This is a genomic window from Thiocapsa roseopersicina (assembly GCF_900106925.1).
Lineage (GTDB): Bacteria > Pseudomonadota > Gammaproteobacteria > Chromatiales > Chromatiaceae > Thiocapsa > Thiocapsa roseopersicina.
Map to the genome: position 1 here is coordinate 108,293 of NZ_FNNZ01000013.1, position 20,186 is coordinate 128,478.

The 20,186-nt window shown below is 66.4% G+C and carries 18 protein-coding genes and 1 other RNA gene; 2 read left to right on the top strand and 17 right to left on the bottom strand.

Annotated features, from left to right (window positions below; translation table 11 throughout):
- Nucleotides 1–65: 65 nt before the first annotated feature.
- The 17 genes from ftsA to rsmI form a co-directional block, all read right to left on the bottom strand.
- Nucleotides 66–1,301, bottom strand: coding sequence for a cell division protein FtsA (gene ftsA / locus BLV04_RS14485; RefSeq protein ID WP_093033434.1), 1,236 nt, complete (start codon nucleotides 1,299–1,301; stop codon nucleotides 66–68).
- Between the two features lie 6 nt (nucleotides 1,302–1,307).
- The gene (locus BLV04_RS14490; RefSeq protein WP_093033436.1) at nucleotides 1,308–2,102 is read right to left on the bottom strand and encodes a cell division protein FtsQ/DivIB; all 795 of its coding nucleotides are present in this window, start codon (nucleotides 2,100–2,102) and stop codon (nucleotides 1,308–1,310) included.
- Nucleotides 2,095–3,030, bottom strand: a complete 936-nt coding sequence (locus BLV04_RS14495) for a D-alanine--D-alanine ligase (RefSeq protein ID WP_093033439.1) — start codon at nucleotides 3,028–3,030, stop codon at nucleotides 2,095–2,097. Before BLV04_RS14495 ends, BLV04_RS14490 begins: the two co-directional genes overlap by 8 nt.
- Entirely contained in the window at nucleotides 3,027–3,902 is an 876-nt protein-coding gene (gene murB, locus BLV04_RS14500; RefSeq protein WP_093033442.1) for a UDP-N-acetylmuramate dehydrogenase, read from the bottom strand. The genes BLV04_RS14495 and murB overlap by 4 nt, the downstream gene beginning before the upstream one ends.
- Nucleotides 3,899–5,329: a UDP-N-acetylmuramate--L-alanine ligase gene (murC, locus tag BLV04_RS14505; RefSeq protein WP_093033445.1), complete on the bottom strand. Its 1,431-nt coding sequence runs from the start codon at nucleotides 5,327–5,329 to the stop codon at nucleotides 3,899–3,901. The genes murB and murC overlap by 4 nt, the downstream gene beginning before the upstream one ends.
- The gene (murG, locus tag BLV04_RS14510) at nucleotides 5,326–6,420 is read right to left on the bottom strand and encodes an undecaprenyldiphospho-muramoylpentapeptide beta-N-acetylglucosaminyltransferase (RefSeq protein ID WP_093033448.1); all 1,095 of its coding nucleotides are present in this window, start codon (nucleotides 6,418–6,420) and stop codon (nucleotides 5,326–5,328) included. The genes murC and murG overlap by 4 nt, the downstream gene beginning before the upstream one ends.
- A complete protein-coding gene (ftsW, locus tag BLV04_RS14515) occupies nucleotides 6,405–7,619 on the bottom strand; it encodes a putative lipid II flippase FtsW (protein ID WP_093033451.1) in 1,215 nt (404 codons plus the stop codon). The genes murG and ftsW overlap by 16 nt, the downstream gene beginning before the upstream one ends.
- Nucleotides 7,616–8,968: a UDP-N-acetylmuramoyl-L-alanine--D-glutamate ligase gene (gene murD, locus BLV04_RS14520; RefSeq protein ID WP_093033454.1), complete on the bottom strand. Its 1,353-nt coding sequence runs from the start codon at nucleotides 8,966–8,968 to the stop codon at nucleotides 7,616–7,618. The genes ftsW and murD overlap by 4 nt, the downstream gene beginning before the upstream one ends.
- A gap of 112 nt (nucleotides 8,969–9,080) precedes the next feature.
- Nucleotides 9,081–10,163 (bottom strand): phospho-N-acetylmuramoyl-pentapeptide-transferase, encoded by a 1,083-nt coding sequence (gene mraY, locus BLV04_RS14525; RefSeq protein WP_093033456.1) that lies wholly within the window; start codon nucleotides 10,161–10,163, stop codon nucleotides 9,081–9,083.
- The gene (locus BLV04_RS14530) at nucleotides 10,164–11,546 is read right to left on the bottom strand and encodes a UDP-N-acetylmuramoyl-tripeptide--D-alanyl-D-alanine ligase (RefSeq protein WP_093033458.1); all 1,383 of its coding nucleotides are present in this window, start codon (nucleotides 11,544–11,546) and stop codon (nucleotides 10,164–10,166) included.
- Nucleotides 11,546–12,799, bottom strand: coding sequence for a Mur ligase family protein (locus BLV04_RS14535; protein ID WP_093033461.1), 1,254 nt, complete (start codon nucleotides 12,797–12,799; stop codon nucleotides 11,546–11,548). The genes BLV04_RS14530 and BLV04_RS14535 overlap by 1 nt, the downstream gene beginning before the upstream one ends.
- Nucleotides 12,796–14,565, bottom strand: coding sequence for a peptidoglycan D,D-transpeptidase FtsI family protein (locus tag BLV04_RS14540; protein WP_093033464.1), 1,770 nt, complete (start codon nucleotides 14,563–14,565; stop codon nucleotides 12,796–12,798). The genes BLV04_RS14535 and BLV04_RS14540 overlap by 4 nt, the downstream gene beginning before the upstream one ends.
- On the bottom strand, nucleotides 14,552–14,842 hold the full coding sequence (gene ftsL, locus BLV04_RS14545) for a cell division protein FtsL (RefSeq protein ID WP_093033467.1): 291 nt from the start codon (nucleotides 14,840–14,842) through the stop codon (nucleotides 14,552–14,554). The genes BLV04_RS14540 and ftsL overlap by 14 nt, the downstream gene beginning before the upstream one ends.
- On the bottom strand, nucleotides 14,839–15,771 hold the full coding sequence (rsmH, locus tag BLV04_RS14550; protein WP_245731895.1) for a 16S rRNA (cytosine(1402)-N(4))-methyltransferase RsmH: 933 nt from the start codon (nucleotides 15,769–15,771) through the stop codon (nucleotides 14,839–14,841). The genes ftsL and rsmH overlap by 4 nt, the downstream gene beginning before the upstream one ends.
- Nucleotides 15,772–15,780: 9 nt before the next feature.
- Complete coding sequence (gene mraZ / locus BLV04_RS14555) at nucleotides 15,781–16,236, bottom strand: division/cell wall cluster transcriptional repressor MraZ (RefSeq protein WP_093033473.1); 456 nt, start codon at nucleotides 16,234–16,236, stop codon at nucleotides 15,781–15,783.
- 298 nt (nucleotides 16,237–16,534) lie between these two features.
- Nucleotides 16,535–16,906: RNase P RNA component class A (rnpB, locus tag BLV04_RS14560), an RNA gene on the bottom strand.
- A gap of 73 nt (nucleotides 16,907–16,979) precedes the next feature.
- A complete protein-coding gene (gene rsmI / locus BLV04_RS14565) occupies nucleotides 16,980–17,864 on the bottom strand; it encodes a 16S rRNA (cytidine(1402)-2'-O)-methyltransferase (RefSeq protein WP_093033476.1) in 885 nt (294 codons plus the stop codon).
- 33 nt (nucleotides 17,865–17,897) lie between these two features.
- On the opposite strand from rsmI, the gene BLV04_RS14570 reads away from it, so the two are divergent.
- Both BLV04_RS14570 and BLV04_RS14575 read left to right on the top strand, forming a co-directional pair.
- Nucleotides 17,898–19,742, top strand: coding sequence for a penicillin-binding protein activator (locus BLV04_RS14570; RefSeq protein ID WP_093033479.1), 1,845 nt, complete (start codon nucleotides 17,898–17,900; stop codon nucleotides 19,740–19,742).
- Complete coding sequence (locus BLV04_RS14575; RefSeq protein ID WP_093033482.1) at nucleotides 19,739–20,137, top strand: YraN family protein; 399 nt, start codon at nucleotides 19,739–19,741, stop codon at nucleotides 20,135–20,137. The genes BLV04_RS14570 and BLV04_RS14575 overlap by 4 nt, the downstream gene beginning before the upstream one ends.
- The last annotated feature ends 49 nt before the right edge of the window (nucleotides 20,138–20,186 follow it).

Here is a 20,186-nt window from a genome sequence, read left to right on the forward strand (position 1 = left end):
CGCACGCCGTTCGGCAACGCCTGCAAAACGAGCAACCACCGCGGGTCGAAGCCGACGCGGCTTCATCAAAAATTGCCCTGGAACCAGCTGCGCATTCGCGCCCAAGCCCCCCTCAGCCCGGCGGAATCCCCGATCTCCGGACGCCGCGAGAAACGATGCTGGCGCGCGTACATCAGTAGGCCCACCCCGGTGGAATAGATCGGATTGTTCACGACCTCGTCCATCCCGATGACATATTGCGGGACGCCGAGACGCACCGGCATGTGAAAGACCTCCTCGGCCAGCTCGATCAGACCGTCCATCTTCGAGCTGCCGCCGGTCAGCACCACCCCGCCCGCGACCAGATCCTCGAAACCGCTGCGGCGTAGCTCGTTGTGGAGCAGGGTCAGGAGCTCCTCGTAACGCGGCTCGACCACCTCGGCCAAGGTTTGGCGCGAGAGCCTGCGCGGGGGGCGATCGCCGATGCTCGGCACCTCGATGGACTCGCTGTTGGCGGCCAGCTGCGCCAGGGCGCAGGCATGCTTGACCTTGATCAGCTCGGCATGCTGCGTCGGCGTGCGCAGTGCGACCGCGATGTCGTTGGTGACCTGATCGCCGGCGATCGGGATGACCGCGGTGTGGCGAATCGCCCCGTCGGTGAAGACGGCGAGATCCGTCGTGCCGCCGCCGATGTCGACGACACAGACGCCGAGCTCCTTCTCGTCGTCGCCGAGCACCGAGTAGCTTGAGCTGAGCTGCGCGAGCACCAGATCGTCGACTTCGAGCCCGCAGCGCCGGATGCATTTGATGATGTTCTGGGCGGCACTCACCGCACCCGTGACCATGTGCACGCGAGCCTCGAGGCGCACGCCGCACATCCCGATCGGCTCGCGGATGCCCTCTTGGTCGTCGATGATGAATTCCTGCGGCAGGATGTGCAGGATCTTCTGATCGGCCGGGATCGCCACGGCGCGCGCCGCATCGATGACCCGGTCGACATCGGCCTGGGTGACCTCGACCTCCTTGATCGCGGTGATGCCGTGCGAGTTGAGGCTGCGCACATGGCTGCCGGCGATCCCGGCATGCACCGAGTGAATCTCGCAGCCGGCCATCAGCTCGGCCTCCTCGACCGCGCGCTGAATCGACTGGACGGTCGACTCGATGTCGACGACCACGCCCTTCTTCAGACCCCGCGAGGGGTGTGTGCCGATACCGATGATCTCGATCTGGTTGTCGTCCTTGAGCTCGCCGACCAGCGCGGCGACCTTCGAGGTCCCGATATCCAGGCCCACCAATAGATTCTTGTCGTTACGTCTCGACATCCGGTCTTATCCTCGTTTGCCGGATCGCGTGGGGCGATCCGTTGTCGCACGAGCCTGCGGCTCGGCGTTCGCTGCCCATTTCACGGCGAAACCGTTGCTGTAGCGCAGGTCCACCACCAGCGGCTGACCGGCCGCCTCCAATTGCGTCGCGCTGGCGATATAGCGCGCAAGCCGTTGATCGACGCCTTCCGTGCCGAGATACAACTCGACCCCCATGACCAGCTCGACCCGCCAAGCCCCGCGCGGATCGACCGAGAGGGTCTGGATTAAATGGCCGATCAGCATCAGATCGTCGCGCCACTGCGCGTAGCGCTTCACCACCTCGGGCGCACGTCGATCCTCGCCTTCGAGCAGCGGCAGACCCGCCGGGACCGTCCCCGTGCCGGGCCGAAAAACGATGCCCTCGGCGGTCACCAGACCATCGCGATTCCAGCGCGCGATCGGGCGGTGCTCTTCGACTGCGACCCGCAACCGATCCGGCCACACGCGCCGAACGCTGGCGCGACCGACCCAGGCCAGATCCTCCGCGGCCTGTTTCAGATCCTTCAGATCCGCCGTCAGGATGCCGCCGCGCAGCCGCTCGCTGATGGTCTCCTGCAACAACCGCGACGAATGGTGATGCAGCTCGCCCTCCACCTCGATAATGCGCACCGGCAGCAGCTGCGGCTCCCAGTGACCGAGCAGCCACACCCCGCTCGCCATCGCCGAGATCAAGAGGAACCCGACCAGAGCGAGCCAAGGCCCGGAGCGGCGCTCACGCACCTCCACGACCGGGGGGGTGATGCGTGCCGGGTCAGCCACGGTCGAGACTCGTCTCCAGGATCCGCACAACCAGGGTGTCGAAGTCCAGCCCCGCCACCCGCGCCGCCATCGGTACCAGGCTGTGGTCGGTCATGCCCGGCACCGTGTTGATCTCCAGCAGGAACGGCTCGCCGCTCCCGTCGACCATCAGGTCGACACGGCCCCAACCGCTCGCACCGGTCGCCTCGAAGGCGTCGAGCGCGAGTCGCTGCAAGCGTGCTTCCTCCGCTTCGGGCAGACCACAGGGACAGTGATAGCGCGTGCTGTCGGCCCGATATTTGGCCTCGAAGTCGTAAAAGGCGTGAGGGGTTTCGAGCCGGATCATGGGGAGCGCTTCCTGTCCGAGCACGGCGCAGGTGTATTCAGCCCCCTGAATCCAACGCTCGGCGAGGACCAGTGCGTCGTAACCGCGTGCCGCGCGCCAGGCATCGGCGAGTGCGGCCCGGTCCTCGACGCGCGCCATCCCGATGCTCGAACCCTCGTGAACCGGCTTGATCATGAGCGGAAAGCCCAATGCCTCGGCACCGGCCAGATCGGCCTCCGTGCGCAACAGCACCGAGGCGGCCGTCGGCAGGCCGCAGCCCGTCCAAGCCAGCTTGCAGCGATACTTGTCCATGCCGAGCGCCGAGCCCAGCACACCGGAGCCCGTGTAGGGCATCCCGATGGTCTCCAAGGCGCCTTGGATCTGACCGTCTTCGCCGCCGCGCCCGTGCAAAATAATGAAGGCGCGATCGAAGCCGCCGGTGCGCAAATGCTCGAGGACACGCTCGTCCGGATCCAGCGCATGCGCGTCGATGCCCTGACGCAACAGCGCGGCCAGCACGGCACTGCCGCTCTTGAGCGAGATCTCGCGCTCCGCCGCGCGCCCGCCGAGGAGCACCGCGACCTTGCCGAACCGAGCGCGCGCCTGGATTTTCTCTGGTGTCATGGTTGCTCTCCGGCAATTTGTTTGACCTCGGGCACCAATCTGACGCCGGTGGCGTCCTCGACCCGGCGCTGCACCAGGTCGATCAGCTCGCGGATGTCCGCGGCACTGGCCTCGCCCGTGTTGATGATGAAGTTCGCATGCTTCTCGGACACCTGCGCGCCTCCGATCCGATGACCCTTGAGCCCTTCCGCCTCGATCAAGCGTGCGGCATGATCGCCCGGCGGATTGCGGAATACCGATCCGCAGCTCGGAAGCCCCACGGGCTGCGTCTGCGCACGCCGGTCGAGCAGCGCCCGGATCCGGGCCATCCCCGCCTTGCCGTCGCCGGGCTCAAGCTCGAGCTCGACGTCCAGAAACCACTCGCCGGGCGGCCCGAGGACCTCGCGGTAGCCGATCGAGAAATCCCCCGGCACCCGCTCGCGAATCCGACCGACACGATCGATGGTCCGCACCGAGACCACATGCGCCCAGGTCTCGCCGCCCCAGGCGCCAGCATTCATCGCCAGCGCGCCGCCCATGGTGCCGGGGATGCCGGCGAGAAACTCGCACCCGACCAAATCGTGCCGCGCGGCGAAACGCGCCACCTTGGCACAGGAGACGCCGGACTCGGCATAGATGCCGGTCGCACCCCTTCGCTCCAGACGTGTCAAACAGGCCTGGGTCTGGATCACGGTGCCGGGGAAACCGGCGTCGTCCACCAGCAGATTGCTCCCGAGCCCGAGCCACAAGAGCGGCTCCTGCGGATCGAGCCGCGCCAGGAAGGCGGCCAGATCCGCCGCGTCCGATGGCCGATAGAAGCGGCGCGCAGGGCCCCCGACCCGCCAACTGGTGTGGCGGGAGAGCGGCTCGCGCTCGCGCAGCTCGCCCATCATGCCTCCGACCGGACCATCAGGCCGGGCAGACGCGCCGCCAGGCCGCCGATGTCGCCGGCGCCCATCATCAGCACCATGTCGCCGTCGAGCACCAGGTTGTCCAGGAGACCCGGCACCTCGTCGATCGCCTGTGCGAACACCGGATCCAGCTCGCCGCGGGTGCGGATCGCGCGACTCAGTGCACGCCCGTCGGCGCCCGCGATCGGCGCCTCGCCGGCCGGGTAGACCTCGCACAAGACGAGCGCGTCCGGGCTGGACAGAACCGCCACGAAGTCCTCGAACTGCTCTTGGGTGCGCGTATACCGATGGGGTTGGAAGACCAAGACCAATCGGCGTCCGGGCCATCCGGCGCGTGCGGCCGCCAAGGTGGCCGCGATCTCGCGCGGGTGGTGCCCGTAGTCGTCGACCAAGAGCAGTCGGCGGCCGCGCAGGTCGGTCAGTTCGCTGATCATGAAGCGACGCCCGACCCCTTCGAAGCGGGACAGGGCGCGCGCGATCGCCTCCTCCTCGACACCCAGCTCGAGCGCGACGCTGATGGCGGCCAGCGCGTTCAGCACGTTGTGCCGACCGGGCAGGTTCAGATCGATCTCCAACGGCGACTCGAGGTCGCGAGCCTCGACGCGAAAACGGGTGCGCATGCCGTCCTGCCGGATCTCGACCGCGCGCACGTCGGCCTCCGCGCGCGTTCCGTAGGTCCGCACCGGGCGCGGCACCGTCTCGATCAGGGCGCGGATCTCGTCGTCGTCGATACAGAGCACCGCAAGCCCGTAGAAGGGCAGATGGTGCAGGAACTCCATGAAGGTGCTGCGCAACCGATTGAAGTCGTTGCCGTAGGTGCGCATGTGATCGGCATCGATATTGGTGACGATCGAGATCATGGGCTGCAGATAGAGGAAGGAGGCATCGCTCTCGTCGGCCTCGGCGACCAGATATTTGGTCGTCCCCAACTTGGCATTGGCCCCCGCACTGTTGAGCCGACCGCCGATGACGAAGGTCGGATCGAGCCCGCCCTCGGCCAGAATGCTCGCGACCAGGCTGGTCGTGGTCGTCTTGCCGTGCGTGCCGGCCACCGCGACGCCGTAGTAAAAGCGCATCAGCTCGGCGAGCATCTCGGCGCGACGCACGATCGGGATACGCCCGGCGCGCGCGCCCTGAATCTCGGGGTTGGTCTCGTCGATCGCGCTCGACACCACGACGGCATCCGCATCCGCGACCTGCTCGGCCCGGTGACCGATGAAGATCTCCACACCCAACCCCTTGAGACGACGCGTCGCATCGCTCTCGCGCAGATCCGACCCCGCGACCTCGTAGCCCAGATTGGCCATCAGCTCGGCGATGCCGCTCATCCCGGAGCCGCCGATCCCCACGAAGTGGAGTCGACGAACCCGACCCATCCGGGCGGCGGTATGTTGAAGATGTGCGTTCATCGACCGGCAACCTCTAAGCAAGCAGCCGCAATCCGTCCCGCGGCATCCGGCTGCGCGCGCTCGCGGGCCGCATCGGCCATCGCCGACAGGCTCTCGCGATCGCCCAGCAATTCATGGAGCAGCGCGGTCAAACCGGCAACGGTCAGATCGCGCTGAATAAGGAGTCGCGCCGCGCCGACATCTGCCAGATAGCGGGCGTTGCCAACCTGATGGTCGTCGACCGCGAACGGATAAGGCACCAAAACAGAGGCGACGCCGGCCGCGGCCAGCTCCGAGACCGTGAGTGCGCCGGCCCGGCAGACCACCAGGTCGGCCCAACCGTAAGCCTCGGCCATGTCGTTGATAAAGGGTGCAACCTCCGCCTCGATACCGACTGTCCGATAGGCCGCCTGCGCGGTCTCGAGCGTGCGCTCGCCGGCCTGATGACGGACGCTCGGGCGCAGCTCCGCCGGCAGCCCCGCCAGCGCGGCGGGGACCATCTCGTTGAGGACTTGAGCCCCGAGCGAGCCGCCCAGAATCAGCAGCCGAGCCGGCTCGGCGGTTCCTTCCGCGCGGCGCCGCGCCAGACGCTCGCGCGGCGGCGGCAGATCGACGATCGCGCGGCGCACCGGATTTCCGCAAGCGTCCGCGCCACGCGCACCCGGAAAGCTGCCGGGAAATGCCTCGAACACCCGTGTGGCGATCCGCGCCAACCACTGATTGGTCATCCCGGGCACGAAGTTCTGCTCGTGGATCACCAGCGGCAGACCCAACATCCGAGCGGCCAGACCACCGGGACCGGAGGCGAATCCACCCATCCCCAGCACCACCGAGGGACGACGCCGACGCAGGATCCGCGCGGCCTGCCAGAGTGCAACCGCGATCTTGAAGGGCGCGCCGAGGATCTGAGCGACCCCCTTGCCACGCAGGCCCTCGATGCGGATCCACTCCATCTCCAAGCCGTGCTCGGGCACCAGACGCGACTCCATCCCGCGACGCGTGCCGATCCAGAAGACACCCACGCCCTGTTCGCGCAGACGCTCGGCGACCGCGAGCGCGGGAAAGACATGCCCGCCGGTGCCGCCGGCCATGACGGCTACGCTCGTACCCATGGCAGCCCCCGTGTCGGTCCCTTCTCGGCCTCGATACGACGCACAGCCGCGTCGATCCGCAGCAGGATCGCGATCGACATACAGGCGGCGATCAGGCTGTTGCTGCCGTAGCTCATGAAGGGTAGCGTCAGCCCTTTTGTCGGCAACATCCCGACATTCACGCCGATGTTCACGAAGGCTTGCAGACCGAGACCGAGGCCGATCCCCTGGGCGACATAGGCGGAAAAACGTTCGCCGGCGGCCTGCGCGCGCGCCCCGATCGAGAAGGCCCGCCACGTCAGAAACGCGAATGCCGCGATCAACACCAGCATCCCGACCAGACCGAGCTCCTCGCCCACGACCGATGCGATGAAATCCGTATGTGCCTCCGGAAGAAAGAACTGCTTCTGGATCCCGTTGCCTAGCCCCACGCCGAGCCATTCACCCCGACCGAAGGCGATCAATGCCTGGCTCAACTGATAACCCGTGTTGAACGGGTCCTGAAAGGGATCGAGAAACGAGGTCACGCGCAGCAACCGATAGGGCGAGATCACGACCAACACCAAGAGCCCGGCGGCGACGACCAGGAACAAGACCACGAAGGGCATGAGGCTGACACCGCCCAAAAACAGTAGGCCCATGACGGTCGCCAGCATGACCGCCGTGGTCCCGAAGTCCGGCTGCTGCAGGATCAGTGCACCGGCTACTCCGATCAGGACCATGGGCCGGATGAATCCCGAGATCCGGTTGACCACGTCGTCGGCATGGCGCACCAGGTATCCGGAGACGTAGATGATCGCGAACAGCTTCACCAGCTCGGAGGGCTGAAGATTCAGCGGACCGAGCGGGATCCAGCGCGTCGCGCCGTTGACCTCGCGGCCCACACCCGGCACCAACACCAAGACGAGCGACAGGAGACCGAACAGGAAAAGCCAGACCCCGCCGCGCTCCCACCACTCGACGGGCACGCTGTAGGCCAGGACAGCCGCGGTCAAGGCGAGCCCCAGCGCAAAGCCGTGGCGCGTGACGTAATAGAAGGGATCGTCGCAGCAGTTGGCCGCTATCGACATCGATGCCGAGGCGACCATCACGAAGCCGAATGCCACCAACCCCAAGGCGCAAAAGAGCAAAGGGTAGTCTACCCCTGCGACCGAACGCTCGCGCCTGCGTTGTGCGCTGCGCGCTGGATTTCCACGCACCTGGCGGGCGGCGACCGTCATGCTCCGAGCCCCCGCACCGCCTCGGCGAAGACCCGCCCGCGATGCTCGTAGCTTTCGAACATATCGAAACTGGCGCAGGCCGGCGAGAGGAGAACCGTATCGCCGGGCCTGGCGATCGCCGCCGCCCGAGCGACCGCATCCTGCATGCTCACGGCCTCCCACAGCGGAACCTCGCCGTCCAACGCCTGCGCGATCAGCCCGGCGTCGCGTCCGATCAGAACCACCGCGCGTGCCGTACGCTTGACCGCCGAGCGCAGCGGCGCGAAGTCGGCACCCTTGCCCTCGCCGCCGGCGATCAGGACGGCGCGGCCGGTACTCCCGGGAGGAATCAAACCTTCCAGTGCCGCCACCGTCGCCCCCGGATTCGTCCCCTTGGAATCGTCGTACCAGCGCACGCCGTCGCGCTCGGCGACCAGCTCGCTGCGGTGCGGCAGACCCGAGAAGCGACGCAGAACCGTGCAGGACTGCTCCATCGGCAGGCCGCATCCGGATGCAAGCGCCAAGGCCGCAAGGGCGTTCGCCAGGTTGTGCATCCCCGGAATGCGGACCTCGGAGGCCGGCATCAGCGGCTGCGTCCCGCGGCAGAGCCAATGCGCCCCGTCATGGACGCGCAGCCCGAAGTCGCTGCCGGTCGGCCCGCCGAGGGTGAATCCGATCTCGAGATCGGCATCCCGCGGCATCGCAGCGACGATCGGATCGTCGCGATTCACGACGGCGACCCGCGCCCCCCTGTAGATACGTCCCTTGGTCTGCGCATAGGCGTCCAGATCCGGGTAGCGGTCCATGTGGTCGGCCGAGACATTGAGCACGACCGCCACATCGGCGCCGAGACTGAAGGTGGTCTCCAGTTGGAAGCTCGACAGCTCCAGGACATAGCGCTCGACCGAGGAGTCCAGCAAACCCAACGCCGGCTCCCCCAGATTGCCGCCGACGGACACGCGCTGCCCGGCGGCCGCGGCCATCTGCCCGAGCAAGGTCGTGACCGTGCTCTTGCCGTTCGATCCGGTGATGGCGCAGATCGGGGCCTGCGCGGCACGCGCGAAGAGCTCGATGTCGCCGACGACCTCGACACCGCGCGCCATCGCATCCCGAATCAAGGGGTCCGAGATCGGGACACCCGGACTGACGACCAGACGCGCGGCTGCTGCGAAGGCTTCGGGCTCGAAACCGCCGACGAAGACCGCAACCTCCGGCATCTCGTCCCGCAATTGCTGCAAGCCTGGCGGATGCTCGCGCGAGTCGGTCACGGCCGTCGCGATGCCTTGCGAGCGCAAATAGCGGACACAGGAAAGCCCTGTCTTGCCGAGCCCGACCACCAGGGTCTTCGCGGTATCGGACAGCAGACTCATCGTACCTGCTCGCAAGACATGCGCGGACCTGTGCCGCGATTGTCCGTTTCGATCGCTTTCATTCCCCCCCCGTCGAATCAAAGCCTACGCGAACCCAATGCTGTCGCTGCGCTTACCGGATCTTCAAGCTCGCCAATCCGACCAGCACCAAAACCACCGTCACGATCCAGAAGCGGACGATGACACGCGGCTCGGGCCAGCCCTTGAGCTCGAAATGATGATGGATCGGCGCCATCCTGAAGATGCGCTTTCCGGTGAGCTTGAAGGACATCACCTGCATCATCACCGAGATGGTCTCCACCACGAAGACGCCGCCCATCACGAAGAGCACCAGCTCCTGCCGGGCCGCCACCGCAACCACACCGAGCGCAGCCCCCAGCGCCAGTGCGCCGACGTCGCCCATGAAGACCTGCGCCGGATAGGCGTTGAACCAGAGAAACCCAAGCCCCGCGCCGACCAGAGCGCCGCAGAAGACGACCAGCTCCCCGACCTCCGGGATATGCGGGATCAGGAGATAGCTCGAGATCGGTCCATGGCTCGCGGCATAGACGAAGACCGCCAAGGCGCCGGCAACCAAGACCGTGGGCATGACGGCGAGGCCGTCCAGACCATCGGTCAGATTCACCGCGTTGCTGGCCCCGACGATCACGAAATAGGTCAGCAGAATGAACCAGGGCCCGAGCTGGATCGAGACGTCCTTCAGATACGGAATCAGCAGCTCGGTCTCTGCCGGAGAACCTGCGGTGACATAGAGCGCGATTGCCGCGGCAAAGCCCGCGACGGTCTGCCAGAGATACTTCCAGCGCGCCGCCAATCCGCGCGGGTTGCGCAGCACCAGCTTTTTGTAGTCGTCCACCAGACCGACCAGGCCGAACGCAAGCGTGGTCAGGAGCACGATCCAGACGTAACGGTTGTCCAGATCGGCCCACAACAGCGTGCTGACCGCGACCGCCACGAGGATGAGCGCACCGCCCATGGTCGGCGTACCGGCCTTGGAAAGATGACTCTGCGGGCCGTCGTCGCGGACCATCTGACCGACCTTGTAGGCGCGCAGACGGGTGATCATCGGCCGGCCGACAAGCAAAGCGATCGCGAGCGCCGTGAGCACGCCCATGATGGCGCGCAGGGTCAGATACCGGAAGACATTGAATCCGGTCTGAAATTGCGACAGCCATTCGGCAAGGTAAAGCAACACCTAACTCTCTCCTACGGCGCACAGCGCCTCGACGACCTGCTCCATCCGAGCGGAGCGCGAGCCCTTGACCAGGATACGGTCACCTGCGGACAGCGCGGTCCGGAGCGCGCGCACGAGATCCCCCTGGTCGGTGAAGTGGCGTGCACCGTCGCCGAAGGCGGAGGTCGCCGACATGCTCAGGACACCCACGCTGAAAAGACGGTCGATACCGGCGTCGCGCGCGCGCTCGCCGATCTCGCGGTGCAGTGCATCCGCCTCCGGACCCAGCTCGGCAAGGTCTCCCAAGACCAGCCAGCGCCGGCCCGACAGGCCCGCGAGGACTTGAATCGCCGCGGCGATCGAATCCGGGTTGGCGTTGTAGGTGTCGTCGATGACACCGACCTCGCCACACCGATGGGGATAGAGACGACCCTTCACGGGCATCAGCGTCGCGAGGCCCGCCTGGATCGCGCCCGGCGCGATCCCGAGCGCCAGCGCCGTCGCAGCGGCGGCCAAGGCGTTGCGGGCGTTGTGCTCGCCGGCCAGACGCAGGTCGATCGGGATCGCCTTGCCGTCGTGATGGGCGACGACATGGGTGCCGAAACCCGCCTCGGTCCACTCGACACGGATCTGCGAGCGATCGGCCCGGAGATCTGCCTGAAGGTCCTCCCGGAGATCCGCAGGGTCCTCCAGAGCGAAGGTCAGGACACGGCGGTCCTCGGCCAACTCGCGCCAGAGATCCGCGTAAGGGGAGTCGCCTGCGAAGACGAAAACCCCGTCGGTCGGCAGACCGCGGGCGATCTCGCCTTTGGCACGGGCGACGCCGTCGACGCTGCCGAAGCCCTCCAAGTGAGCGCGTCCGGCATTGGTGATGAGTGCAACATCGGGACGTGCGATGTCGGTCATGTAGCCGATCTCGCCGTGATGATTGGCCCCCATTTCCAGGACGAGAAATGCCTCGTCCCGGGCGCTCAAAAGGGTCAGGGGCATCCCGATATCGTTGTTCAGATTGCCGCGGGTCGCGCGAACGCTGCCGACCTGGCCGAGGATGGCGGCGACCATCTCCTTGACCGTGGTCTTGCCGTTGCTCCCCGTGATGGCGACGATCCGTCCGGGGAAGAGGTCACGCCAAGCCGCGGCGAGGGCTCCGAGCCCGGAGCGCGTGTCCTCGACAATCCACTGCGGCAGGTCCACCGGGAGGGGGTGATCGACCATCGCCGCGACGGCACCCGCGGCGCGGGCGGCGGCGACATGGTCATGCCCGTCGAAGCGCTCGCCGCGCAAGGCGACGAAGAGCTGACCGCTGCAATCGGCACGGCTGTCGGTACCGACCGAGACGAAGCGTCGATCCTCTCCTTCGAGACGGCCACCGGCGCGCGCAACGGCTTCGGCGAGAGACCACATCAGCGACGACCCTCCTGCCATTCGCGCAAGGCTTCGACGACCTGGGCGCGATCACTGAAGCGCACCTTGAGCTCGCCCATGTCTTGGATCGTCTCGTGACCTTTGCCGGCCACGAGCACGGCATCGCCGATTCCGGCCAAGGCCATTGCGGTGCGGATCGCGAGACCGCGCTGGCGTCGCACCCGCACCCGGCTCGGATCAACGACGCCGACGAGGATATTCGCGATGATCGTATCGCCGCACTCCCCGCCCGGGTTGTCGTCGGCGAGGATCAGCTCGTCGCTCAGACGCTCGGCTATGGCCCCCATGACGGGGCGTACGCGGGGATCACCCTCGCCGGCGCAGCCGAAGACCGTGAAGATGCGCCGCGGGCCGTGTTTGCGCAGATTCACGAGCGCCGTCTCGAGTGCGGCCGGTGTCCGGGCCTCGTCCACCACGACGAGCGGCGTCTGCTCGCCGCCGAAGCACTCCATCCGGCCGGGCACGCCCTGGATGCGGCTCGACTCGCGTGCAGCGCGCTCGAGTGGAAGGCCGCGCGCAAGCAGCACGGCCATGACGGCAAGGAGGTTGGACGCATTGAAGTCGCCGATCAAACCGACGGCAAGCTCCGCCTCGGCACAGGTATCCCTTGTCTCGCAGGCGACGCGCAGACGCAGACCTCTCGGCATCGGCACGATCGATCGGGCCCGGATGCAGATATCGCATGCGGCCAACAGGGCGTCGTCGGGCGGCGTCGCGCTCGCATCCGCCACGAAACCCGCTACCGAAACCCCCGCGGGCAGTGCGTTCAGGATGGTCTTCGAAAAGGGATCGCTCAGATTCAGTACGGCCCACTTCAGACCCGGAGACCGGAACAGGCGCAAGACGGCCTCGGCGATCGCCGGAGACTCGGCCGTGTCGCGCGCGACGTCGGGGTCGACGCCGTCGAGTCCGGTGAAGAGCGCATGGCTGAAGTGAAGATCCTCTGCTCGGAAGCGCTCAAGCGCTTCGAAGGAGACCTCGACGGCAGCCGCCCGGGCGCCGCGGGAGCATAGCCCCTCGAGCATCTCCTCGAGGCTGCACAGGTCGGGGTCGTCTGTCGTCTTGAGGTCGCCGGGAAAGCCATGGCCGACGGTGGCGACGACGCCGCAGGGCAACTCGACGGCCAACACCTGAGCGAGCGCGTGCGCAACGCTGGTCTTGCCGCGCGCCCCGGTGATGGCGAAGGTCTCCGAGCATGTCTTCGGCGAGCCGAGAACGCGGTCCGCCATCATGGCTTGACCTCGCGTCGCGCCAGAAGCATCGAGGGCTGCGGATCGTCCGGCGGGACATTGAACAGACGCAGGGCGCCCTCCATCACCTTCTGGAAGACGGGCGCGGCGACGAGGCCGCCGTAGTAGGCCTTGCCCTTCGGCTCGTCGATCATCACGGCGATCACCAGGCGCGGCGAGCCTGCCGGCGCAAATCCGGCGAACACCGCTTGATAGCGCCCGCCGCCGTAGCCGGCGCGCCCTGCCGATTTTTTGGCCGTTCCGGTCTTGCCGGCGACCCGATAGCCGGTGATGGCGGCACGTTTCGCCGTACCTTGATCCGAGACCACCGTCTCCATCATCGCCCGCACCTTGCGCGCCGTTTCGGCGCTGAGGACACGCGTCTCCTCGCCCGCAGGCACAGGCGACGCGGGATCCCGCCTCAACAAGGACACCGGGCGCTTGACGCCGTCGGCGGCCAACACGCCGTAGGCTTGTGCCAGTTGCAGTGCCGTGACCGACAATCCGTATCCGAAGGCTTGGGTGGCATGCTCGAAGACGCGCCACGTCGAATGATGGCGCAGCACCCCACGGCTCTCGCCCGGCACGCCGACATCCGTCGCGTGCCCGAAGCCGAGCTGATCGTAAAGACCCCAAAGATCGCCATAGCTCATCATCTGGGCAATCTTCACGACGCCGACGTTGCTCGACTTGGTGATGACCCCGGTCACATCGAGGTTGCCGTAGTTGCGTACGTCCTTGACGGTGTTGCTCCCGACCGCCAACGACCCGCCCCGCGTCGCGATTGTCGTCGTCGGCTTGATCAAGCCCCGCTCCAGTGCGGCAGCCACGACAAACGGCTTGATCGTCGAGCCCGGCTCCATGACGTCGGTCACGGCACGATTGCGGCGACGCTCGCTGCTGCCGCCGCGCTGGGCGTTCGGGTTGTAGCCCGGCTGGTTGACCATCGCGAGGATCTCGCCGGTCTCGACATCCAAGGCCACCAGCGTCCCGCCGACCGCCTTGTGCTCGGCAACGGCGGCCTTGAGCTCGCGATAGGCCAGAAACTGAAGGCGGCGGTCGAGACTGAGCGCGAGATCCGCACCCTGGCTCGGCGCACGGACCTGCTCGATCTCCTGCACGATCTGCTGTCGCCCGTCGCGAATCACCCGACGCAAGCCGGGCTCGGATTTCAGCCAGGAATCGTACGTGAGCTCGATGCCCTCTTGGCCGCTATCATCGATGTCGGTGAATCCGAGGACGTGCCCGAAGACCTCGACACCGGGATAGAAGCGACGGTACTCGGTCTCGAAGTCCACGCCCGCGAGATCGTGATCGGCGATGACCTGCCGCACCGCGCGCGCTTCTTCGAAGCTGACACGCCGCTTGAGATAGAGAAACCCGCGTTCGGAGGTGGCGTCGAGCCGCTCCTGCAGCTCCTTGGGCTCAAGTCCCAGCGCGACGGCCAGCGGCGGGATTGCATCGCGTCGCTCGACCAGCTTGCGCGGCTCGCCCCAGACGGTTTCCACCGGGGTGCTCACCGCCAGCGGCTCGCCGTTGCGGTCGGTGATCATACCTCGACGCGCGGCGATCTCGCCCACGCGCAGGTAACGGCGCTCGCCTTCGCTGCGCAGATAGTCGGTCTCGACGACTTGACGATAGAAGACCGCCGCCGAGAGGACGACGAAGGCGCTCGACAGAACGCCGACCAAAAGGCGGCGACGCAGCGCGAGATCCGGCTTGGCGTGCCGCGGCTCGGGACGTCGGGCACGGCGATTACGGGTAGACACGGCCGACCTCCTCGATCATCAAGACATCCTCGAACCTTGGATTGAACATGCCGAGCTGGTCCCTGGCCTTGCGCTCGACCCGAACGTGCGTCGAGAGTGCAGCCTCCTCGAGACGGAGCCGATTCCACTCCACGTCGACGGCGTCGCGTTGGGCGCGAAGCTCCTGCAAATGACCGAAATGGATCCTCGTCTGATACTTGGTGTACACCACGGCGATCGCCGAGAGGGTCACGGCCAAGGCCAAACCGACCAGAATCCACAGCGGGCGGGCGCTCATGCGAGGCGCTCCGCGACCCGCATGATGGCGCTGCGTGCACGGGGATTGGACGCGACCTCGGCGGGCGAAGGACGCACCGGCTTGCCGAGGATGCGCAAACGCCCGCGCGATTCCTCGGCGGTCACCGGAAGGCCCTTGGGCAGAACGGGACCGCGCGACTCCGTGCGCATGAAACGCTTGACGATACGGTCCTCCAGGGAATGAAAACTGATGACGACCAGCCGCCCGGCGTGGGCCAAGAGATCGCAGGATTGGCGCAGGCAATCCTGAATCTCCTCGAGCTCGTCGTTGATCCGGATGCGCAGGGCTTGGAAGGTCCGTGTTGCCGGGTGCTTGCCGGGCTCGCGCGTCGGCACCGACCGCGCAACCAAGGCGGCGAGCTGGGTCGTCGTCGTCAAGGGGCTTTCGCTGCGCTGCGCGACGATATTGCGCGCGATGCGTTTGGCGAAACGCTCCTCGCCGAAGTCGAACAGGACTTGGATGATCTCGGCATCGGACGCATGCGCCAGCCATTGCGCTGCCGATTCGCCGTGGGTGGGGTCCATTCTCAAATCCAGCGGACCTTCGGAAGAAAAACTGAAACCGCGCTCCGCCGTGTCGAGCTGAGGCGAGGAGACCCCGAAATCCAGCAGTAGGCCGCAGAGGTTGCCCTGAACGCCGACGTGCGCGAGCAGCTCGGTGATCGAGCCGAAGCGCCCGGACAGCATCGTGAAGCGTCGATCGGCACGCGCAAGCTCGCTCCCCGCATCGACCGCTTCGGGATCGCGATCGATCGCGATCAATCGACCGGACTCGCCGAGGCGCGCCAGAACGGCACGACTGTGCCCGCCACGCCCGAAGGTGCCGTCGACATAGATGCCGTTCGGATCCACGACCAAGGCGTGCACGCTCTCCTCCAGCAGAACCGGCAGATGTTGTTGCTCAATCAAAGGGATACTCTAAAGCGTCAAGGAACCGAGCCCGGCTGCCGTCGCCAACTCTCCGATACCCGCATCGCCGAGCGCCGCTTCGTTGCGCGCGTTCCATGCAGGCTCGTCCCAAAGCTCGAACTTCGAGCCCTGGCCGACGAAGGCGACACGCTTCTCGAGCGATGCGAAATCACGGAGGTATTGCGGCAGCAGGATTCTGCCCTGAGCGTCCATCTCGACCTCCTGTGCGTTGCCGATATAGAGGCGCTGGATCGCACGGGCCGTGTTGTCGAACGCGGGAAGTGCGGCGAGCTTCGCCTCGATCAACTCCCACTCGGGCTCCGGGTACAGCAGGAGGCAGCGGTCGCGATCGACGGTGACGACGAGTTGGGAGTTACACGACGACTGCAGCCGCTCGCGGTACTTTGCAGGAACCGCAAGACGCCCTTTGACGTCGAGATTGACGATGAAGACCCCCCGAAACACGGCCGCCCCCCGTGGTGACATGCGCCAGGCGACTACTTCCCCAATTCCCCACTTCCCCCCACTTCAGTCTCATCTTAGAGCTGCCCAAGGGGATCGTCAAGGTGATGCGCAGCTTTAATTCTTGACAGACAGCAACTTAGACGCGGAGCCCCAGGCACATCATAACCCCTACGTAATGCATTTATTTTCATGCAACTAACAGGTAAAGCTGAAGGGGTTTTACAGGAGAGTCTCAAACGGCGGGGAGGCGGCAGCCCGGCTGCCGTCGGTCGGATCCCGGGAATGGTCCGGGGAAGGGTCTGGGAGCCGGCCTGTAAGCCGGGTTCTGTCGGGGACAGTCATTCATCTGGGACGTACGTCACCGTACGCCTCGAGCGACCTACCCGGGAGCACGCGCGGGCCGCGCGCTGCAGCGCAGGGCTGCATGCCCCCCTATTTGGTCTTGCTCCGGGTGGGGTTTACCCTGCCGCTGCTGTTGCCACCAGCGCGGTGCGCTCTTACCGCACCATTTCACCCTTACCTCCCGTCAGAATGACCGGGTCGGCGGTATCTTTTCTGTGGCACTTTCCGTGGACTTGCGCCCCCCAGGCGTTACCTGGCACCCTGCCCTATGGAGCCCGGACTTTCCTCCCTCGCCGCGAACGGCGAGCGCGACTGTCCGGCCGACTCCCAGCCGAGAAGTATAGCGCCAAGCGAGGCTTCCGGTCTCGGTCGATCGCAAACCCCTGCCGCACCGGCACGCATCACGCCTCGTTGTCCATCGCGGCGACACCGTCGGCACCATGCCCCAAATCCAGCTCGAGGCCGAGGCGGTAGAGCGCATTCTTTTTGACGCCTGTCAGGCGCGCCGCAATCGCCACGGCCTGAGCCAGCGGCAAGGTCTCGCCGAGGATGCGCAGGACCCGCTCCGTCTCCGTCCGATCCGGATCGCCCGTATCGGCGTTCCCCTCGATCAGGACGACCAGCTCGCCGAGGCGCTGCTCGGCGTCTCCCTCGAGGCGCTGCGCCAACTCGGACGCGGTTCCGGCGAGGAAGGTCTCGAAGTGCTTGGTCAACTCGCGCGCCAGGACCAGGCGCCGTGTTTCGCCGAGCGCTTCGCCGAGATCACGCAAGGTGGCGAGGATCCGCTTGCCGCTCTCGTAGAGGATCAGCGTGCCACGCTCGTCGGCGAGCTCGCCGAGCCAGGCAAGACGATGGGACCGAGTGCGCGGGGGAAATCCGACGAACAAGAAGCGGTCGCTCGGCAAACCCGCCGCCGAGAGGGCGCAGATGGCGGCATTGGCGCCCGGCACCGGCACAACGGTCAAACCACGCTCGCGCGCCGCGGCCACGAGACTGAACCCCGGATCACTGATCAGCGGCGTACCCGCATCGGAGACGAGCGCGACGCTCCGACCGGTCTCGATCTCGGCGAGGAGTCGTGGCGCGACACTGGCCTCGTTGTGGTCGTGATAGGCCACGAGCTTGGACGAGATGCCGAAATGCGTCAGCAGCCGAAGCGTCTGACGGGTATCCTCCGCGGCGATCAAATCGACCTCGCTCAACACCTTACGTGCCCGATCGGTCATGTCCCCGAGATTGCCGATCGGCGTGGCGACCACGTATAGTATTCCCGTTGACTGCTGCACCCTGCCTCCCAACGTCTCGAACCGGAACGGATCATGCCCAAGAATCGCGTTGACCACCGTCCCCTGTCCACTCCGATGACGATCTTCGCCGTCCTCGTTGCCGTTTCATTGGCCGGATGCGCGATCGATCCAGCCCGGGACGAGGCGCGCCTGCTGGCGCCGGTCGCAGGAGAGCCGCTGAGACAAGCCGATGCGCTCGCCGCGCAAGGACAGGCGGACGCGGCGGCCAAGGCCTATCTGGACATCGCAAAGGGAGCAACGCCACCGGCGCGCGAACAACTCCAGTTGAAGGCGGCTCGCGCCTACCTTGCGGCGGGCGACACGCAGCAGGCACAGCAAACCATTGGCGAGATCTCGCGCCCGGCGCTCACGATCGGGCAGCGCGAGCAGCTCTTGCTGATCGAGGCGGATCTCGCCCTCTTGGATCGACGCCCCAAGGATGCGATCGCACGACTCCAGGCCGTGCAGGTGCAAACCTTGCCGAAGGATTTGAAGATTCAACGGCTCGGGACACTCGCCGCTGCCCAGCGTCTCGCCAACGATCCCGTCGCCTCGGCCGAGTCGCTGATCGCGCTCGATCGACTTCTCGACAGCGAGGATGCACGTCTACTGAATCAGGTCTCTCTCATAACGACCTTGAGCGCACTGAGCACCGAGCAACTGCGCAAACTCTCACGCAGCGCAAGCGGAGCCATGAAAGGCTGGGCTGAGATCGCGCTCTTGGCGCACGACGCAGGTGCGGATCCTACGACATTCCAGACCCGCTATCGCCAAGAGCACTCCAAACGACTCGGCCATCCCTCCCATCCGGGGTTGGCCGAGGCGTACGTCAAGATCTTGTCGGGGGGGTACGCCTCGGGCGACAGCGTGACGGTCATGCTCCCCCGCGGGGGGCGCTTCGCGGGCGCCGCCACATCGGTGAAGGAGGGCATCGAGGCCGCAAGCCGAGCGGACAGCAGCGGCAACCCACCGGCACTCGCTTTCATCGACAGCACCCAAACGGGGCGCGCGCGTTCCATTCACGCGAAGGCCGTGGAGGGCGGCGCGGACTATGTGATCGGCCCGCTTGAGAAGGAATCGGTGGACAGCCTCGCGGCCGGCCCTGCGCTCGCAGTGCCGACGCTGGCCCTAAACCAAACGACCCGCGACAGCCAGCCCGCAGCGAATCTCTTTCAGTTCTCGCTCTCGCCCGAGAACGAGGCGGCGGAGGTTGCCGACAAGGCCGCCGCGATGGGTCTGAAACGCGCAGCGGTGCTGTATCCGGAAGGGCCGTGGGGAGCGCGTCTGGCCAGTGCATTCCGCAACCAATGGCGCCGATTGGGCGGAACGCTGGAGGCTGAAGCAGTCTACAACCCGACGGCGCGGAGCTTCGAGAAGACGGTGACCACCCTTCTCGGCAACTCGCAGGCGGATGTCCTCTTCCTGGTCGCGACCAACGAGCTCGCGCACAAGCTGTATCCGCAGATCCGGCTGAGCACATCGTCGGTGACGGTGATGTCCACCTCGCACGTCTACTCCGGCGTCTTCGATCCGGCCCGCGACCGGGTTCTGGCAGGTCTGTATTTCGTCGATATCCCCTGGATGCTGAACAGCCGCGGAGAGGGTGCTCTGTCGCGGCGACGCCTGAGCGGATCCTCGTTCGAGGTAGCCAATCCGCTGGCGCGTCTGTACGCGATGGGGATCGACGCCTACCGAATCGCCCCGCGACTGCCCGCTCTGGCCAAGAGCCCCGGCGCCTTTTATCCGGGACAGACCGGCGGTCTCTCGATCGACGCGCTGGGCCGTATCCAGCGCCAGCTCGCACTCGGACGCTTCGGCGCGACCGGCGTGCTCGAGGCAGGGGATCCATCCGACACGCCGTCCACGGAGACCCCTTGAGCGGCGACGCGCATCGCCCGTCCTCGGGGACGACCGACCAAGCAGTCGGACCCCGCGGTGTCGGCGACGCCAAGGAGCGGCTCGCAGAGGACTATCTGAAGCGCCGGCATCTGCAGCCCATCGTGCGCAATCACCGCTGCCGCTTCGGCGAGATCGACCTGGTGATGCGCGACGGCGCGACCCTGGTCTTCGTCGAGGTCAGATACCGACGCTCGGAGCGCTTCGGAACCGCGGCCGAGACAGTCGACCGACGCAAACAACAACGTTTGACGGCTGCCGCGAGCCATTATCTTCAAGCTCACCCGACCGTGTTACCCTGTCGATTCGACGTGGTCGCGGTCAGTGGCGAAGACCGAATCGAGTGGATCAAAAATGCCTTTTCCGTTGAAACATAAACCTCCCTTCGGCATCCTCGCACGGACGCGACCCGGGAAAGTCGGCGCG